This is a genomic window from Microbacterium meiriae, from assembly GCF_040702565.1.
Lineage (GTDB): Bacteria > Actinomycetota > Actinomycetes > Actinomycetales > Microbacteriaceae > Microbacterium > Microbacterium meiriae.
On sequence record NZ_JBFBLJ010000003.1, the window covers coordinates 187,464 to 201,921 of the forward strand.

Annotated in this window: 25 protein-coding genes; all 25 read left to right on the plus strand. The window is 66.6% G+C overall.

All coding sequences use genetic code 11. The annotated features are described in order from the left end of the window. Positions 1–25 precede the first annotated feature (25 nt). The 25 genes from AB0310_RS14545 (at position 26) to AB0310_RS14665 (ending at position 14,351) form a co-directional block, all read left to right on the plus strand. A complete protein-coding gene (locus AB0310_RS14545; protein WP_062632875.1) occupies positions 26–238 on the plus strand; it encodes a hypothetical protein in 213 nt (70 codons plus the stop codon). A gap of 861 nt (positions 239–1,099) precedes the next feature. Then, on the plus strand, positions 1,100–1,408 hold the full coding sequence (gene rpsJ, locus AB0310_RS14550) for a 30S ribosomal protein S10 (RefSeq protein WP_017201594.1): 309 nt from the start codon (positions 1,100–1,102) through the stop codon (positions 1,406–1,408). 8 nt (positions 1,409–1,416) lie between these two features. Then, positions 1,417–2,076: a 50S ribosomal protein L3 gene (rplC, locus tag AB0310_RS14555; protein WP_025102408.1), complete on the plus strand. Its 660-nt coding sequence runs from the start codon at positions 1,417–1,419 to the stop codon at positions 2,074–2,076. A gap of 2 nt (positions 2,077–2,078) precedes the next feature. Continuing rightward, entirely contained in the window at positions 2,079–2,741 is a 663-nt protein-coding gene (rplD, locus tag AB0310_RS14560; RefSeq protein WP_187662253.1) for a 50S ribosomal protein L4, read from the plus strand. Beyond that, the gene (gene rplW, locus AB0310_RS14565) at positions 2,738–3,061 is read left to right on the plus strand and encodes a 50S ribosomal protein L23 (protein ID WP_025102406.1); all 324 of its coding nucleotides are present in this window, start codon (positions 2,738–2,740) and stop codon (positions 3,059–3,061) included. The genes rplD and rplW overlap by 4 nt, the downstream gene beginning before the upstream one ends. Before the next feature lie 21 nt (positions 3,062–3,082). Continuing rightward, positions 3,083–3,922, plus strand: a complete 840-nt coding sequence (rplB, locus tag AB0310_RS14570; protein WP_025102405.1) for a 50S ribosomal protein L2 — start codon at positions 3,083–3,085, stop codon at positions 3,920–3,922. Between the two features lie 12 nt (positions 3,923–3,934). Then, the gene (gene rpsS / locus AB0310_RS14575) at positions 3,935–4,216 is read left to right on the plus strand and encodes a 30S ribosomal protein S19 (protein WP_017201589.1); all 282 of its coding nucleotides are present in this window, start codon (positions 3,935–3,937) and stop codon (positions 4,214–4,216) included. Positions 4,217–4,241: 25 nt separating this feature from the next. Next, positions 4,242–4,640 carry a 50S ribosomal protein L22 gene (gene rplV / locus AB0310_RS14580; protein WP_060927232.1) on the plus strand — a complete coding sequence of 133 codons (399 nt, stop codon included), beginning with the start codon at positions 4,242–4,244 and terminating at the stop codon, positions 4,638–4,640. Further along, positions 4,640–5,392 carry a 30S ribosomal protein S3 gene (rpsC, locus tag AB0310_RS14585; RefSeq protein WP_025102403.1) on the plus strand — a complete coding sequence of 251 codons (753 nt, stop codon included), beginning with the start codon at positions 4,640–4,642 and terminating at the stop codon, positions 5,390–5,392. Before rplV ends, rpsC begins: the two co-directional genes overlap by 1 nt. Continuing rightward, positions 5,392–5,811, plus strand: coding sequence for a 50S ribosomal protein L16 (rplP, locus tag AB0310_RS14590; protein WP_187662252.1), 420 nt, complete (start codon positions 5,392–5,394; stop codon positions 5,809–5,811). The genes rpsC and rplP overlap by 1 nt, the downstream gene beginning before the upstream one ends. Beyond that, a complete protein-coding gene (rpmC, locus tag AB0310_RS14595; protein ID WP_025102401.1) occupies positions 5,811–6,128 on the plus strand; it encodes a 50S ribosomal protein L29 in 318 nt (105 codons plus the stop codon). Before rplP ends, rpmC begins: the two co-directional genes overlap by 1 nt. Next, positions 6,128–6,460: a 30S ribosomal protein S17 gene (gene rpsQ / locus AB0310_RS14600; RefSeq protein ID WP_021201120.1), complete on the plus strand. Its 333-nt coding sequence runs from the start codon at positions 6,128–6,130 to the stop codon at positions 6,458–6,460. Before rpmC ends, rpsQ begins: the two co-directional genes overlap by 1 nt. Continuing rightward, positions 6,457–6,825: a 50S ribosomal protein L14 gene (gene rplN, locus AB0310_RS14605; RefSeq protein ID WP_025102399.1), complete on the plus strand. Its 369-nt coding sequence runs from the start codon at positions 6,457–6,459 to the stop codon at positions 6,823–6,825. Before rpsQ ends, rplN begins: the two co-directional genes overlap by 4 nt. A gap of 2 nt (positions 6,826–6,827) precedes the next feature. Further along, positions 6,828–7,187, plus strand: a complete 360-nt coding sequence (gene rplX, locus AB0310_RS14610; protein ID WP_187662251.1) for a 50S ribosomal protein L24 — start codon at positions 6,828–6,830, stop codon at positions 7,185–7,187. Further along, positions 7,187–7,777, plus strand: a complete 591-nt coding sequence (gene rplE / locus AB0310_RS14615) for a 50S ribosomal protein L5 (protein WP_187662250.1) — start codon at positions 7,187–7,189, stop codon at positions 7,775–7,777. The genes rplX and rplE overlap by 1 nt, the downstream gene beginning before the upstream one ends. A gap of 133 nt (positions 7,778–7,910) precedes the next feature. Continuing rightward, positions 7,911–8,309 (plus strand): 30S ribosomal protein S8, encoded by a 399-nt coding sequence (rpsH, locus tag AB0310_RS14620; protein ID WP_025102396.1) that lies wholly within the window; start codon positions 7,911–7,913, stop codon positions 8,307–8,309. A 6-nt stretch (positions 8,310–8,315) separates the two neighbouring features. After that, positions 8,316–8,852 (plus strand): 50S ribosomal protein L6, encoded by a 537-nt coding sequence (gene rplF, locus AB0310_RS14625; RefSeq protein WP_187662249.1) that lies wholly within the window; start codon positions 8,316–8,318, stop codon positions 8,850–8,852. Between the two features lie 2 nt (positions 8,853–8,854). Further along, on the plus strand, positions 8,855–9,214 hold the full coding sequence (rplR, locus tag AB0310_RS14630) for a 50S ribosomal protein L18 (RefSeq protein ID WP_187662248.1): 360 nt from the start codon (positions 8,855–8,857) through the stop codon (positions 9,212–9,214). A gap of 20 nt (positions 9,215–9,234) precedes the next feature. Next, on the plus strand, positions 9,235–9,909 hold the full coding sequence (gene rpsE, locus AB0310_RS14635; RefSeq protein ID WP_269474805.1) for a 30S ribosomal protein S5: 675 nt from the start codon (positions 9,235–9,237) through the stop codon (positions 9,907–9,909). Next, positions 9,909–10,094, plus strand: a complete 186-nt coding sequence (gene rpmD / locus AB0310_RS14640; RefSeq protein ID WP_017201575.1) for a 50S ribosomal protein L30 — start codon at positions 9,909–9,911, stop codon at positions 10,092–10,094. Before rpsE ends, rpmD begins: the two co-directional genes overlap by 1 nt. Next, the gene (rplO, locus tag AB0310_RS14645) at positions 10,094–10,711 is read left to right on the plus strand and encodes a 50S ribosomal protein L15 (RefSeq protein ID WP_232089087.1); all 618 of its coding nucleotides are present in this window, start codon (positions 10,094–10,096) and stop codon (positions 10,709–10,711) included. The genes rpmD and rplO overlap by 1 nt, the downstream gene beginning before the upstream one ends. Positions 10,712–10,863: 152 nt before the next feature. Further along, positions 10,864–12,186: a preprotein translocase subunit SecY gene (secY, locus tag AB0310_RS14650; protein WP_187662246.1), complete on the plus strand. Its 1,323-nt coding sequence runs from the start codon at positions 10,864–10,866 to the stop codon at positions 12,184–12,186. Next, complete coding sequence (locus tag AB0310_RS14655; RefSeq protein WP_187662245.1) at positions 12,183–12,827, plus strand: adenylate kinase; 645 nt, start codon at positions 12,183–12,185, stop codon at positions 12,825–12,827. The genes secY and AB0310_RS14655 overlap by 4 nt, the downstream gene beginning before the upstream one ends. Before the next feature lies 1 nt (position 12,828). Next, complete coding sequence (gene map, locus AB0310_RS14660) at positions 12,829–13,680, plus strand: type I methionyl aminopeptidase (protein WP_187662244.1); 852 nt, start codon at positions 12,829–12,831, stop codon at positions 13,678–13,680. Continuing rightward, on the plus strand, positions 13,680–14,351 hold the full coding sequence (locus tag AB0310_RS14665; protein ID WP_187662243.1) for a DsbA family protein: 672 nt from the start codon (positions 13,680–13,682) through the stop codon (positions 14,349–14,351). The genes map and AB0310_RS14665 overlap by 1 nt, the downstream gene beginning before the upstream one ends. The last annotated feature ends 107 nt before the right edge of the window (positions 14,352–14,458 follow it).

The following is a 14,458-nucleotide window of genomic DNA, read 5'->3' on the forward strand; positions in this document are numbered from 1 at the left end:
GCACACACCTCCGAAGGGGATTCACATGGGTATCGAGGACGCCGTCAACAAGGGCAAGGACCTGTACGAGCAGAACAAGGACAAGCTCGCCGAAGCGGTCAAGAGCGAGCAGGCCGAGGACATCAGCGACAAGGTCCTCGACGGCGTCGCCGACTTCGCGAAGAAGATCGCACCCGGCGCCGCCGACAAGATCGACGAGATCCGCGAGAGCGCTGACAAGAGCATCGGCAACGAGTAGAGCCGGACGTCTCCGCGAAGAGCGGCGGTCCCCGCACCCGGGACCGCCGCTCTTCCGCGTCGGGGAGAAGCGCGGCGCCCTCGGATGTGGCGGATTCTCCGAGGGATCGAGTAGGATCGTCTCGACCGCCTGGGGATCTTGCGGTCGGGGCGCCGAAGGGGTTCGGCTCCCGAATCACGCGGGTCATCCGCGTTCACACTGGGGAAAGCGATCTTGGGGATCATCGTGCGACGCGCGCACTCCGTGCGCCTGAGCGTCTCCCCGCCTGCGCGGCGGGTCTTCCGCCGTGCCCTCGGTCGAGGCGTCCGGCGTCCCTTCACGCCGGATTCCTCGCGTTCGGTGTGCCCCCTCGCACCGGACGCCCTCCCCAAGCGGGGCGAGGCATGGGGATGCCTCGCCCCGCGCTCCTCTGCGCGCTGAGCTCCCGCGGCGACGAGGTTCGCTGGGAGTCCGGTGAGCGCGACACGCCCGGGTTTGCAGAAGTGAAATCCGCCGTGGCAGAATAGACAGGTTCGATATTCCGTCGCCGCTGTGCGTGCGCCGGATCACTGCCAGGGCAGTGCATAGACGGCGCCTCCTCCGGGAGGCTGCAGGGTTCTAGGCCGCGGGTAGCAGAACACAATCCCGACACCTTCATCATCGAGGGCACTGCCGTGCGCGGCGGGGGTCGGGCATCCGTTCACCTTCGGGTGGGCGGCTGACAGCAGAACAGTGGTGCAGCCTCTTCGACAGGCTCCCGGGCCGCGAGGTCGAGGAGTCCGAGAAGACGAGTGCCGAGGCGCGAACAGCGCCGACGTGCGTCCAATGCCCCAGGGCCACCCGGTCCAGGACGGTAAGACGCTGAAAGAGAGAGAGCAGACAATGGCGGGACAGAAGATCCGCATTCGCCTGAAGTCGTATGACCACGAGGTCATCGACACGTCCGCACGCAAGATCGTCGACACCGTGACCCGTGCGGGCGCGACCGTCGTCGGCCCCGTGCCCCTTCCGACCGAGAAGAACGTCGTGTGCGTCATCCGGTCGCCCCACAAGTACAAGGACAGCCGCGAGCACTTCGAGATGCGCACCCACAAGCGTCTGATCGACATCGTCGACCCGACGCCCAAGGCCGTCGACTCGCTGATGCGTCTCGACCTGCCGGCTGACGTCAACATCGAGATCAAGCTCTGAGGTCCGCCATGGTTGACATCAACTCCAAGGTTTCCAAGGGCATGCTCGGCACCAAGCTCGGCATGACCCAGGTCTGGAACGAGAACGGCAAGCTCGTTCCCGTCACCGTCATCGAGCTCGCCCCGAACGTGGTCACCCAGATCCGTACCCCCGAGAAGGACGGCTACAACGCCGTGCAGATCGCGTACGGCCAGATCGACCCCCGCAAGGTGAACAAGCCCCTCTCGGCTCACTTCGAGGCTGCCGGCGTCACGCCGCGTCGCCACGTGACCGAGGTCCGCACGGCCGACGCCGCCGACTACACCCTGGGCCAGGAGCTCACGGTGGACGGCACGTTCGAGGCCGGCCAGCTCGTCGACGTCGTCGGCACGAGCAAGGGCAAGGGCACCGCCGGTGTCATGAAGCGCCACAACTTCAAGGGCGTCTCGGCATCGCACGGTGCACACCGCAACCACCGCAAGCCCGGCTCCATCGGCGCATCGTCGACCCCGAGCCGCGTCTTCAAGGGCATGCGCATGGCCGGCCGTATGGGTGGCGAGCGCGTGACCGTCCTCAACCTCACGGTGCACGCCATCGACATCGAGAAGGGACTCATGCTCGTCAAGGGCGCCGTCCCCGGTGCTCGCGGCCGCATCGTCTACGTCCGCAACGCAGTGAAGGGTGCCTGATCATGGCTGACTCCACTCTCGCGCTCGACGTCCTCAAGGCAGACGGCAAGAAGGCAGGCTCCGTCGAGCTTCCCGCCGCTCTGTTCGACGTCAAGACGAACATCCCGCTCATCCACCAGGTCGTCGTCGCGCAGCTCGCGGCGGCTCGCCAGGGCACGCACTCGACCAAGCGTCGTGGTGAGGTCTCCGGTGCCGGCCGCAAGCCCTTCAAGCAGAAGGGCACGGGTAACGCCCGTCAGGGCTCGATCCGCGCGCCGCACATGACCGGCGGTGGCATCGTGCACGGCCCGAAGCCGCGCGACTACTCGCAGCGCACCCCCAAGAAGATGATCGCGGCCGCCCTGCTGGGCGCGCTCAGCGACCGCTTCCGCGGCGACCGCCTGCACGCGATCGACACGTTCGGCACCGACGGCGCGCCGTCGACCAAGGCTGCTGCGGGCTTCCTCGCCCAGGTCGCCACGTCGAAGAACGTCCTCGTGGTCATCGAGCGCGGCGACGAGCTCGCGCTCAAGAGCCTGCGCAACCTCGGCAACGTGCACCTGCTGTCGTACGACCAGCTCAACGCCTACGACGTGCTCGTCTCCGACGACATCGTCTTCACCCAGGCCGCGCTCGAGGGCTTCATCGCCTCCAAGTCCGGCGCCAACCAGGAGGTCTCCGCATGAGCGAGCAGGCATCTGTTCTCCAGACGGCCCTGAACAAGGACCCGCGCGACATCATCCTGAAGCCTGTCGTGTCCGAGAAGAGCTACGGCCTGATCGACGAGGGCAAGTACACGTTCCTCGTCGACCCGCGCGCTTCGAAGACCGAGATCAAGCTCGCCATCGAGAAGATCTTCGGCGTCAAGGTCGCGTCCGTCAACACGATCAACCGCGTCGGCAAGGCCCGTCGCACCCGCTTCGGCACCGGTAAGCGCAAGGACACCAAGCGCGCCATCGTGAGCCTGAAGTCGGGCACCATCGACATCTTCACGGCAATCGGCTGATCCGGGGGATAAAGGACAATCATGGCTATTCGCAAGTACAAGCCCACGACCCCGGGCCGTCGCGGCTCGTCGGTGGCTGACTTCGCCGAGATCACCCGATCGACGCCGGAGAAGTCGCTGCTGCGCCCGATCTCGAAGACCGGTGGTCGCAACAACCAGGGCCGCATCACGACCCGTCACATCGGTGGAGGCCACAAGCGCCAGTACCGCGTCATCGACTTCCGTCGCAATGACAAGGACGGCGTGAACGCCAAGGTCGCTCACATCGAGTACGACCCCAACCGCACCGCGCGCATCGCGCTGCTGCACTACTTCGACGGCGAGAAGCGCTACATCCTCGCGCCGGCGAAGCTGAAGCAGGGCGACATCGTCGAGTCGGGCCCCGCGGCGGACATCAAGCCGGGAAACAACCTCCCGCTGAAGAACATCCCGACGGGTACCGTCATCCACGCCATCGAGCTCCGCCCCGGCGGCGGCGCGAAGATGGCGCGCTCGGCCGGTGCATCGGTCCGCCTCGTCGCCAAGGACGGCCCCTACGCCCAGCTGCGTCTGCCCTCCGGTGAGATCCGTAACGTCGATGCGCGCTGCCGCGCGACCATCGGCGAGGTCGGCAACGCCGAGCAGTCGAACATCAACTGGGGCAAGGCCGGCCGCATGCGCTGGAAGGGCGTCCGCCCGACCGTCCGCGGTGTCGCGATGAACCCGGTCGACCACCCGCACGGTGGTGGTGAGGGCAAGACGTCCGGTGGACGTCACCCCGTCTCCCCGTGGGGTCAGGCCGAGGGCCGCACCCGCCACGCCAACAAGGAAAGCGACAAGTACATCGTGCGTCGTCGCAACGCCGGCAAGAAGCGCAAGTAGGAGTAAGAGAAGATGCCTCGCAGTCTCAAGAAGGGCCCCTTCGTCGACGAGCACCTGCTTCGCAAGGTGGTCGTGCAGAACGAAGCCGGCACGAAGAACGTCATCAAGACCTGGTCCCGCCGGTCCATGATCATCCCGGCCATGCTGGGTCACACGATCGCGGTCCACGACGGTCGCAAGCACATCCCCGTGTTTGTCTCCGAGACCATGGTCGGTCACAAGCTGGGCGAGTTCGCGCCCACCCGCACCTTCCGCGGCCACGAGAAGGACGACAAGAAGGGCCGCCGCCGCTGACGCGGTGGCGATAGAGGAGAGAGAAATGGTGGAGTCCATCGCACGCGTGCGACACATCCGCGTGACCCCTCAGAAGGCTCGTCGTGTCGTCGCGCTCATCAAGGGCAAGCAGGCCCAGGAGGCTCTGGCGATCCTGAAGTTCGCTCAGCAGTCCGCCAGTGAGCCGATCTACAAGCTTGTCGCGTCGGCCATGGCCAACGCGCAGGTCAAGGCGGATCGTGACGGCGAGTACCTCGACGAGCAGGACCTGTACGTGGCTAACGCCTACGTCGACGAGGGCACGACGCTCAAGCGTTTCCAGCCCCGTGCACAGGGTCGCGCTTTCCAGATCAAGAAGCGCACGAGCCACATCACGGTCGTGCTCTCGACGCCGGAGGCGGCTCCTGCCGCGGCCGGCGACAGCAACAAGAAGGCGAGCAAGTAATGGGACAGAAGGTCAACCCGTACGGCTTCCGCCTCGGCATCACCACGGACCACGTGTCGCGCTGGTTCTCCGACTCGACGAAGCCGGGTCAGCGTTACGCCGACTACGTGGCCGAGGACATCAAGATCCGTCGCCTGCTGCAGACGCAGCTCGACCGTGCCGGCGTCTCGAACATCGAGATCGAGCGCACCCGTGACCGCGTCCGCGTCGACATCCACACCGCCCGTCCGGGCATCGTGATCGGTCGTCGTGGTGCAGAGGCCGAGCGCATCCGCGGCGACCTCGAGAAGCTCACGGGCAAGCAGATCCAGCTGAACATCCTCGAGGTCAAGAACCCCGAGGCCGACGCTCAGCTGGTCGCCCAGGGCATCGCCGAGCAGCTCTCGGCTCGTGTGGCGTTCCGCCGCGCGATGCGCAAGGGTCTGCAGGGCGCGCAGCGCGCCGGCGCCAAGGGCATCCGCATCCAGGTCTCGGGCCGTCTCGGCGGCGCCGAGATGAGCCGGTCGGAGTTCTACCGCGAGGGTCGTGTGCCGCTGCACACGCTGCGCGCGAACATCGACTACGGCTTCTACGAGGCCAAGACCACCTTCGGCCGCATCGGCGTGAAGGTGTGGATCTACAAGGGCGACCTCACCGCCAAGGAGCTCGCGCGCGAGCAGGCCAACGCGCCGAAGTCGCGCCGTGACGACCGTGGTGACCGCCGCCGTGCCCCGCGCAACGAGGCACCTGTTGCAGAAGGAGCGTCGGCATAATGCTCATCCCCCGTAAGGTCAAGTACCGCAAGCAGCACCACCCGGGGCGCTCGGGTCAGGCCACCGGCGGCACGAAGGTCTCCTTCGGCGAGTACGGTATCCAGGCCCTCACCCCCGCGTACGTGACGAACCGTCAGATCGAGTCCGCTCGTATCGCGATGACCCGTCACATCAAGCGTGGCGGCAAGGTGTGGATCAACATCTACCCGGACCGTCCGCTCACGAAGAAGCCGGCCGAGACCCGCATGGGTTCCGGTAAGGGTTCCCCCGAGTGGTGGGTCGCCAACGTCAAGCCGGGCCGCGTCCTCTTCGAGGTCGCGGGTGTCGACGAGCAGCTCGCTCGCGAGGCACTGACCCGTGCAATCCACAAGCTGCCGCTCAAGGCACGCATCATCAAGCGCGAGGAGGGCGACGCGTAATGGCGATCGGCACCAAGGAGCTCGCTCCGGCAGAGCTCGACACGTTCGAAGACCAGCGCCTCGTTGAGGAGCTGCGCAAGGCCAAGGAGGAGCTGTTCAACCTCCGTTTCCAGTCGGCCACCGGCCAGCTGGAGAGCCACGGCCGCATCCGCGCCGTCAAGCGCGACATCGCGCGCCTCTACACGGTGATCCGCGAGCGCGAGCTGGGCATCCGTGCGACGCCCGCTCCGGTCGAGGCTCCCGCGAAGAAGGCGACCAAGTCGAAGGCGAAGAAGGCGGACGCCGCCGAGGACGCCCCGAAGGAAGAGGCTGAGTGATGGCCACCAAGAAGGAAGCGACTGTGGAGACGCAGGCCGCAGGACACGAGTCGTCCGAGCACGACGTCCGCGACTCCGCTGCCCGCGGCTACCGCAAGGCCCGCCGTGGCTATGTCGTCAGCGACAAGATGGACAAGACGATCGTCGTCGAGGTCGAGGACCGCGTGAAGCACCCGCTTTACGGCAAGGTCATCCGCCGGACGTCGAAGGTCAAGGCGCACGATGAGGCGAACTCCGCCGGCATCGGCGACCTGGTCCTGATCAACGAGACCCGCCCGCTGAGCGCCACCAAGCGCTGGCGTCTGGTGGAGATTCTGGAGAAGGCCAAGTGATTCAGCAGGAGTCCCGCCTCAAGGTCGCCGACAACACCGGCGCCAAGGAGCTGCTCACGATCCGCGTCCTCGGTGGCTCGCGCCGCCGCTACGCCGGTCTGGGCGACACCATCGTCGCGACCGTCAAGGACGCGATCCCCGGTGGCAACGTCAAGAAGGGCGACGTCGTCAAGGCGGTCATCGTCCGCACCAAGAAGGAGACCCGTCGTCCCGACGGCTCCTACATCAAGTTCGACGAGAACGCCGCCGTCATCCTGAAGAACGACGGGGAGCCCCGCGGCACCCGTATCTTCGGGCCGGTCGGCCGTGAGCTTCGCGACAAGAAGTTCATGAAGATCGTCTCGCTGGCACCGGAGGTCATCTGATCATGGCGAAGATCAAGAAGGGCGACCTGGTTCAGGTCATCTCGGGCGCCAAGCCCGAGCGTGGTGGCGACCGCGGCAAGCAGGGCAAGGTCCTCGACGTCCTCGTCGGGCAGAACCGTGTCGTCGTCGAAGGCGTCAACTACGTCACCAAGCACACGCGCGTCGGTCAGACGCAGCGTGGCACCAAGACGGGTGGCCTCGAGACCGTCGAGGCGCCCATCCACATCTCGAACGTCGCACTCGTCGACCCCTCGACCAAGAAGCCGACCAAGGTCGGCCACCGGGTCGAGGAGCAGACCAAGGACGGCGTGAAGCGCACCGTCCGCGTGCGCTTCGCGAAGAAGAGCGGTAAGGACCTCTGATGGCAACGACCGACGCTGCGGTGGCTGGCAAGATCCAGCCCCGCCTGAAGGCGAAGTACAACGCCGAGATCAAGAAGGCTCTGCAGGACGAGTTCGGCTACGAGAACGTCATGCAGATCCCCGGCCTGGTCAAGGTCGTCGTGAACACCGGTGTCGGCGAGGCTGCTCGCGACAGCAAGGTGATCGATGGGGCGGTCGACGACCTCACCAAGATCACCGGCCAGAAGCCGATCGTCACCAAGGCCCGCAAGTCCATCGCGCAGTTCAAGCTGCGTGAGGGCCAGGCCATCGGCGCGCACGTCACCCTCCGTGGCGACCGTGCGTGGGAGTTCGTGGACCGCCTGGTGTCGCTCGCGCTGCCCCGCATCCGCGACTTCCGCGGTCTGTCGGGCAAGCAGTTCGACGGCAACGGCAACTACACCTTCGGTCTCCAGGAGCAGAGCGTGTTCCACGAGATCGATCAGGACAAGATCGACCGCGTCCGTGGTTTCGACATCACTGTCGTGACCTCGGCGAAGACGGACGACGAGGGACGCGCGCTGCTGCGTCACCTCGGCTTCCCGTTCCGCGCGGACGACGCCCAGGCGTGACCCTTCGACGGGCTCAGTGGTCTCCGTGTCACTGAGCCCGTCGATGTGCACGTACAATTGAAGATTGCGTGCTCATCGCAGGCCGTCTGTCGTGTAACGGCAGCCGGAACCTCATGATCGAAAGTAGACAACAATGACAATGACAGACCCGGTCGCAGACATGCTGACCCGTCTGCGCAACGCGAACTCGGCGCACCACGACACCGTGACGCTGCCGTCGAGCAAGCTCAAGACGCACATCGCAGAGATCCTCCAGCAGGAGGGCTACATCGCCGGTTGGGAGACCTCCGACGCTCGCGTGGGCAAGAACCTTACGCTGACGCTGAAGTACGGTCCGAACCGCGAGCGCTCGATCGCGGGCATCAAGCGCGTGTCGAAGCCCGGCCTGCGCGTGTACGCGAAGTCGACCGAGATCCCCACGGTCCTCGGCGGCCTCGGCGTGGCCATCCTGTCCACCTCCTCCGGTCTCCTCACGGACCGCCAGGCTGAGCAGAAGGGCGTGGGCGGAGAAGTTCTCGCCTACGTGTGGTAATCCGAAATGTCGCGTATTGGACGACTTCCCATCGACGTTCCCGCGGGCGTGACCGTTTCGGTCGACGGCCGTGAGGTCGCGGTGAAGGGCCCCAAGGGTGAGCTCACCCTCACGGTGGCCAGCCCCATCGAGGTGTCGGTCGAGGAGAACCAGGTTCTCGTCACCCGCCCCGACGACGAGCGCGAGTCCCGGTCTCTCCACGGCCTGACCCGCACGCTCATCAACAACAACATCATCGGCGTGACCCAGGGCTACACCAAGGGTCTCGAGGTCGTCGGCACCGGTTACCGCGTGCAGCAGAAGGGGAACTCGGTCGAGTTCGCCCTCGGCTTCTCGCACCCGGTCCTGATCGACCCGCCCGCCGGCATCACGCTCACGGTCGAGGGCACGAACAAGCTCACCGTCAGCGGGATCGACAAGCAGGCCGTCGGTGAGGCGGCTGCGAACATCCGCAAGATCCGCAAGCCCGAACCGTACAAGGGCAAGGGTGTGCGCTACGCCGGCGAGAACGTGCGTCGCAAGGCCGGAAAGAGTGGTAAGTAACCATGGCTCTCAAGTCAAAGTCTGACGCCCGCGCGCGTCGTCACGCCCGTCTTCGCAAGAAGATCGTGGGCACCGAGGTGCGTCCGCGCCTCGTCGTCAACCGTTCGGCGCGTCACGTCTTCGTGCAGCTCGTCGACGACAGCAAGGGCCACACGGTCGCCTCGGCCTCGACGCTCGAGACCGACCTGCGTTCGCTGGATGGCGACAAGACCGCCAAGGCTCGCAAGGTCGGCGAGCTCCTCGCCGAGCGCGCGAAGGCCGCAGGCGTTTCCGAGGCAGTGTTCGACCGTGGCGGCAACCGCTACGCGGGTCGTGTCGCCGCCATCGCCGACGGCGCCCGTGAAGGGGGTCTGGCACTGTGAGTGACAACAAGGAGAACGAAGTGACCGAAGCGGCTGCTGCCACTTCCGAGACGGCCGCCGGCACCACGCAGGCTGAGCCCTCTCGCGACCAGCGGGACGGCCGCCGCGGCGGACGTGACCGTAACCAGGGCGGCCGCGACCGCAACTCGCGCGACCGCGGCGACAACCAGTTCCTGGAGCGCGTCGTCACCATCAACCGCGTCTCGAAGGTCGTGAAGGGTGGTCGTCGCTTCAGCTTCACCGCTCTCGTGGTCGTCGGTGACGGCAACGGTCTGGTGGGCGTCGGCTACGGCAAGGCCCGTGAGGTCCCCCTGGCGATCTCGAAGGGTGTCGAAGAGGCCAAGCGCAACTTCTTCCGCGTCCCGCGCGTCGGCAGCACCATCCCGCACCCCGTGCAGGGTGAGTCGGCCGCCGGTGTGGTGCTCCTGCGCCCCGCCGCTGCCGGTACCGGTGTCATCGCCGGTGGTCCGGTCCGCGCCGTGCTCGAGTGCGCCGGCATCCACGACGTGCTGTCCAAGTCGCTCGGCTCGTCGAACACGATCAACATCGTGCACGCGACGGTCACCGCCCTGAAGGAGCTCGAGGAGCCCCGCGCCGTCGCCGCACGCCGTGGTCTCGAGTTCGACCAGGTCGCCCCGGCCCGGCTCGTCCGCGCCGAGGCCGAGGCCATCGCCGCACAGAAGGTAGGTGCCTGATGGCCGCGCGACTCAAGGTCACGCAGATCAAGTCCAAGGTGAGCGAGAAGCAGAACCAGCGCGACACGCTGCGCAGCCTCGGTCTCAAGCGGATCGGTGACACCACCGTCCGCCCCGACGACGCGCAGACGCGCGGCTACGTCAAGACCGTCGCCCACCTCGTCAAGGTTGAGGAGATCGACTAATGGCTGAGAAGAACGAGGCCGTCGAGGCCGAGAAGGCCACCAAGAAGGCGGCGGCTCCCAAGGCCGACGCTGCCAAGAAGCCCGCCGCGAAGAAGGCACCGGCCAAGACCAGTGCCGCCGACGCCAAGGCTGACGGCTCCGCGAAGGCTGCGCCGAAGAAGGACGCCGCGGCGTCCCGCCCCGGTGTGCTGAAGGTCCACCACCTGCGTCCCGTCCCCGGGTCCAACACCGCGAAGACCCGTGTCGGTCGCGGTGAGGGCTCGAAGGGCAAGACGGCCGGTCGCGGCACGAAGGGCACCAAGGCCCGCAACACCGTGCGCGTCGGCTTCGAGGGTGGCCAGATGCCGCTGCACATGCGCACGCCGAAGCTGCGCGGCTTCAAGAACCCGTTCCGCGTCGAGTACCAGGTCGTGAACCTGGAGAAGCTCGCGGAGCTCTACCCCCAGGGTGGCGACGTCACCGTCAGCGACCTGGTCGCCAAGGGTGCGGTTCGCAAGAACGAGAAGGTCAAGGTTCTCGGCAACGGCGACATCGCCGTGAAGCTCACCGTCGCGGTCGACAAGGTCTCGGGTTCTGCCGAGCAGAAGATCGTGGCTGCGGGCGGATCCGTCAAGTAACCACTGCGGAAGAGGGGTCGGAGATTCTCCGGCCCCTCTTCTGGTTCGGCGGGGGAGAAGCCGACCGCACGCATTCCCCCGGCCTCGGAGTGGGTTACCCTGGTGTTTCAGCCGCCCCTCGGGGTTCGGCCACCTTTTCAGGAGGAACGTTCTTGTTTAGCGCCATCGCGCGGATCTTCCGCACGCCCGACCTGCGTCGGAAGATCGGTTTCACTCTCGCGATCATCGCGATCTACCGCCTCGGCTCGAACGTCCCCGCGCCGTTCGTCAACTTCCCGAACGTCGAGCAGTGTCTCGCGGCCAACGCCGGCACCGAGGGTCTGCTCGGACTCGTCAACCTCTTCTCCGGAGGCGCGCTGCTGCAACTGTCGATCTTCGCGCTCGGCGTCATGCCGTACATCACCGCGACGATCATCACCCAGCTCCTGCGCGTCGTCATCCCGCACTTCGAGGCGCTGCACAAGGAAGGCCAGGCCGGGCAGGCCAAGCTGACCCAGTACACGCGGTACCTCACGATCGCCCTCGCGCTCCTGCAGTCCACGACGCTCGTCACCGTGGCCCGCACCGGCCAGCTCTTCGGTACGACCGACATCGGCGCGTGCACCCAGCTCCTCACGAACGACGTCTGGTGGGCGCAGGTGCTCATCATCATGGCGATGACGGCCGGTACCGGTCTGATCATGTGGTTCGCTGAGCTCGTCACCGAGCGCGGCATCGGCAACGGCATGTCGCTGCTGATCTTCACCTCGATCGCCGCGACGTTCCCCGGCGCGATGTCGATCATCTGGCAGACCCGGGGCTTCGAGGTCTTCCTCCTCGTGCTGCTCGTCGGCATCATCGTGATGGGACTCGTGGTGTTCGTCGAGCAGTCGCAGCGGCGCATCCCCGTGCAGTACGCGAAGCGCATGGTGGGCCGTCGCACCTACGGCGGCACGAACACGTACATCCCGATCAAGGTGAACATGGCCGGTGTGATCCCCGTCATCTTCGCCTCGTCGCTGCTGTACATCCCCGCGCTCATCGCCCAGTTCAACACCCCGCAGGACGGCTCCACCCCGCCCGCGTGGGTCAGCTGGGTCAGCGCGAACTTCACCACCGGCAACAGCCCGATCTACATGGCGGCATACTTCCTGCTGATCATCGGGTTCACCTACTTCTACGTCGCGATCACGTTCAACCCGGTCGAGGTCGCCGACAACATGAAGAAGTACGGCGGCTTCATCCCCGGGATCCGGGCCGGCCGTCCGACCGCGGAGTACCTGGATTACGTGCTCACCCGCATCACGCTCCCCGGTTCCCTTTACCTGGGCCTGATCGCCCTGATCCCGCTCATCGCGCTCGCGACGGTCGGTGCCAACCAGAACTTCCCGTTCGGTGGCGCGTCGATCCTCATCATCGTCGGCGTGGGTCTCGAGACGGTCAAGCAGATCGACGCCCAGCTGCAGCAGCGACACTACGAAGGACTTCTCCGATGACAGTGCCCCACCTGGTCCCTGAGCCCGTCGAAGGGCACCGACCCACTGCCCGTTTGCTCATCGTCGGCCCCCAGGGTTCCGGCAAGGGCACCCAGGGTGTGCGCATCGCCGAGTCCTACGGCATCCCTGTCGTCTCGACCGGCGACATCTTCCGCGCGAACATCAAGGAGGGGACGCCGCTCGGCCAGCAGGTCACCGCGATCCTCGACAAGGGCGACCTGGTGCCGGACGAGCTGACCAGCGAGATCGTGCGCGACCGGCTGAGCCAGGAGGACGCGGAGAACGGCTTCCTCCTCGACGGCTACCCCCGCAACACCGCGCAGGTGGCGCACCTCGATGCGTTCCTCGAAGGACGCGGCGAGGCGCTGGACGCGGTGATCCTCCTCGACGTCCCGCGGGAGGAGAGCATCGCCCGCCTCGCCCTTCGCGCTGCGGAGCAGGGGCGTTCCGACGACACCGACGAGGCCATCGCGCACCGACTCGACATCTACGAGAAGGAGACGGCGCCGATCATCGAGGTCTACAGCAGCCGGGGCATCGTCGACCGCATCGACGGTGTGGGCTCGCTCGAGGAGATCACGGAGCGCATCGCCGCCGCTCTGGCCGCTCGCGGGCTGCGTTCCCCCGCCTCCGCCGCCTGAGATGTTCCGCCGCTCGATCTACAAGACCCCGGCTCAGCTACGAGCCATGGTCGAACCCGGCCTCATCACCGCCGAGGCCCTGGACGCCGTCCGCGCCCTCATCAAGCCGGGGGTGAAGACGATCGAGCTCGACGCCGCCGCGAACCGCGCCATCCTGCAGCGGGGTGCGGAGTCGAACTTCCAGCTCGTCAAGGGGTATCACCACACGATCTGCGTCTCGGTCAACGAGCAGGTCGTGCACGGCATCCCGGGGGAGCGGGTCCTCCAGCCCGGCGACATCGTCTCGGTCGACTGCGGAGCCCAGTTCGAGGGCTGGAACGGGGACAGCGCGATCACCGTCGTCGTCCCGGATCCCGAACACCCTGAGCTCGTGGCCCGCCGTGAGGAGCTCTCGCGTGTGACGGAGGGGTCGATGTGGGCGGGGATCGCCGCGATGGCCTCGGCGTCCTCGATCGACGAGATCGGCGCCGCGATCCAGGACTACATCGAGGCGCAGGGGCCGTCCGCCGTGAGCGGCGAGCCCTACGGCATCCTCCGCGAGTACGTCGGTCACGGCATCGGTCGGAAGATGCACGAGGCGCCCAGCGTCTTCAACTACCGCACGCCCGACCGCGGTGCAGACGTGAAGCCGGGACTCGTGCTCGCCATCGAGCCGATGGTCACCGCCGGGGGTGAGGCGACGTTCGTCGAGGACGACGACTGGACCGTCACGACGGTCGACGGCACCGACGGCTCACATTGGGAACATAGCGTCGCCCTGCATGATGGGGGCATCTGGGTGCTCACTGCGCCCGATGGTGGAAGAGCCGGACTCGCCCCGTTCGGGGTCGAGCCTCGAGAGATCGGAAAGTAATGGCAGCGGCGAAGAGCAACACCAACTGGTTCGCGATCGGCGTCTCCATCGCCGTCGTCGTGGTCCTGGTGGCCCTCGGCGGACTCGTGGTGTTCCTCAACAACCAGGCGACGTCTCCCGGCGCCACCCCGTCCGCCAGCGACAACTTCGACGCCGAGGCCGGCTCCGTCTCCATGGGCGACGGCGACACGACCGTGTCGGTGTTCCTCGACTTCCAGTGCCCGGTCTGCAAGTCCTTCGAGGACCAGTTCGGTGCGGCGCTCGAGGCGAAGGCCCAGAGCGGGGAGATCACGCTCGAGCAGCACCCCATCGCGATCCTCGACCGCTTCTCGCAGGGCACCGAGTTCTCCTCCCGTTCGGCCGGCGCGGCGTTCTGCGTCGCCGAGTCGGACTCCGACCTGTACTTCGACTACGCCAAGGTCCTGTTCGAGAACCAGCCGGCGGAGAACACCCCCGGCCTGACGAACGAACAGCTCGCCGAGTTCGCCACCCAGGTCGGCGCGGGCGACGACGTCGTGTCCTGCATCACGGACGAGACGTACCGCAAGTTCGGCGCCGCACAGGCCAAGAGCAACGACATCCAGGGCACGCCGACCGTCGAGATCGACGGAGAGCGCCTCGACCTGCAGAACCAGGAAGACATGAAGCGGTTCACCGACCTGCTCGGCTGACACCCGCCCATCCGCTCGACGCCCCGTCCGGCCAAGTTGCCGGATGGGGCGTCGTCGGATAACATAGATCTTTGGTGCCTTGTGCCATGCGTTCGGCGTGTCCGATC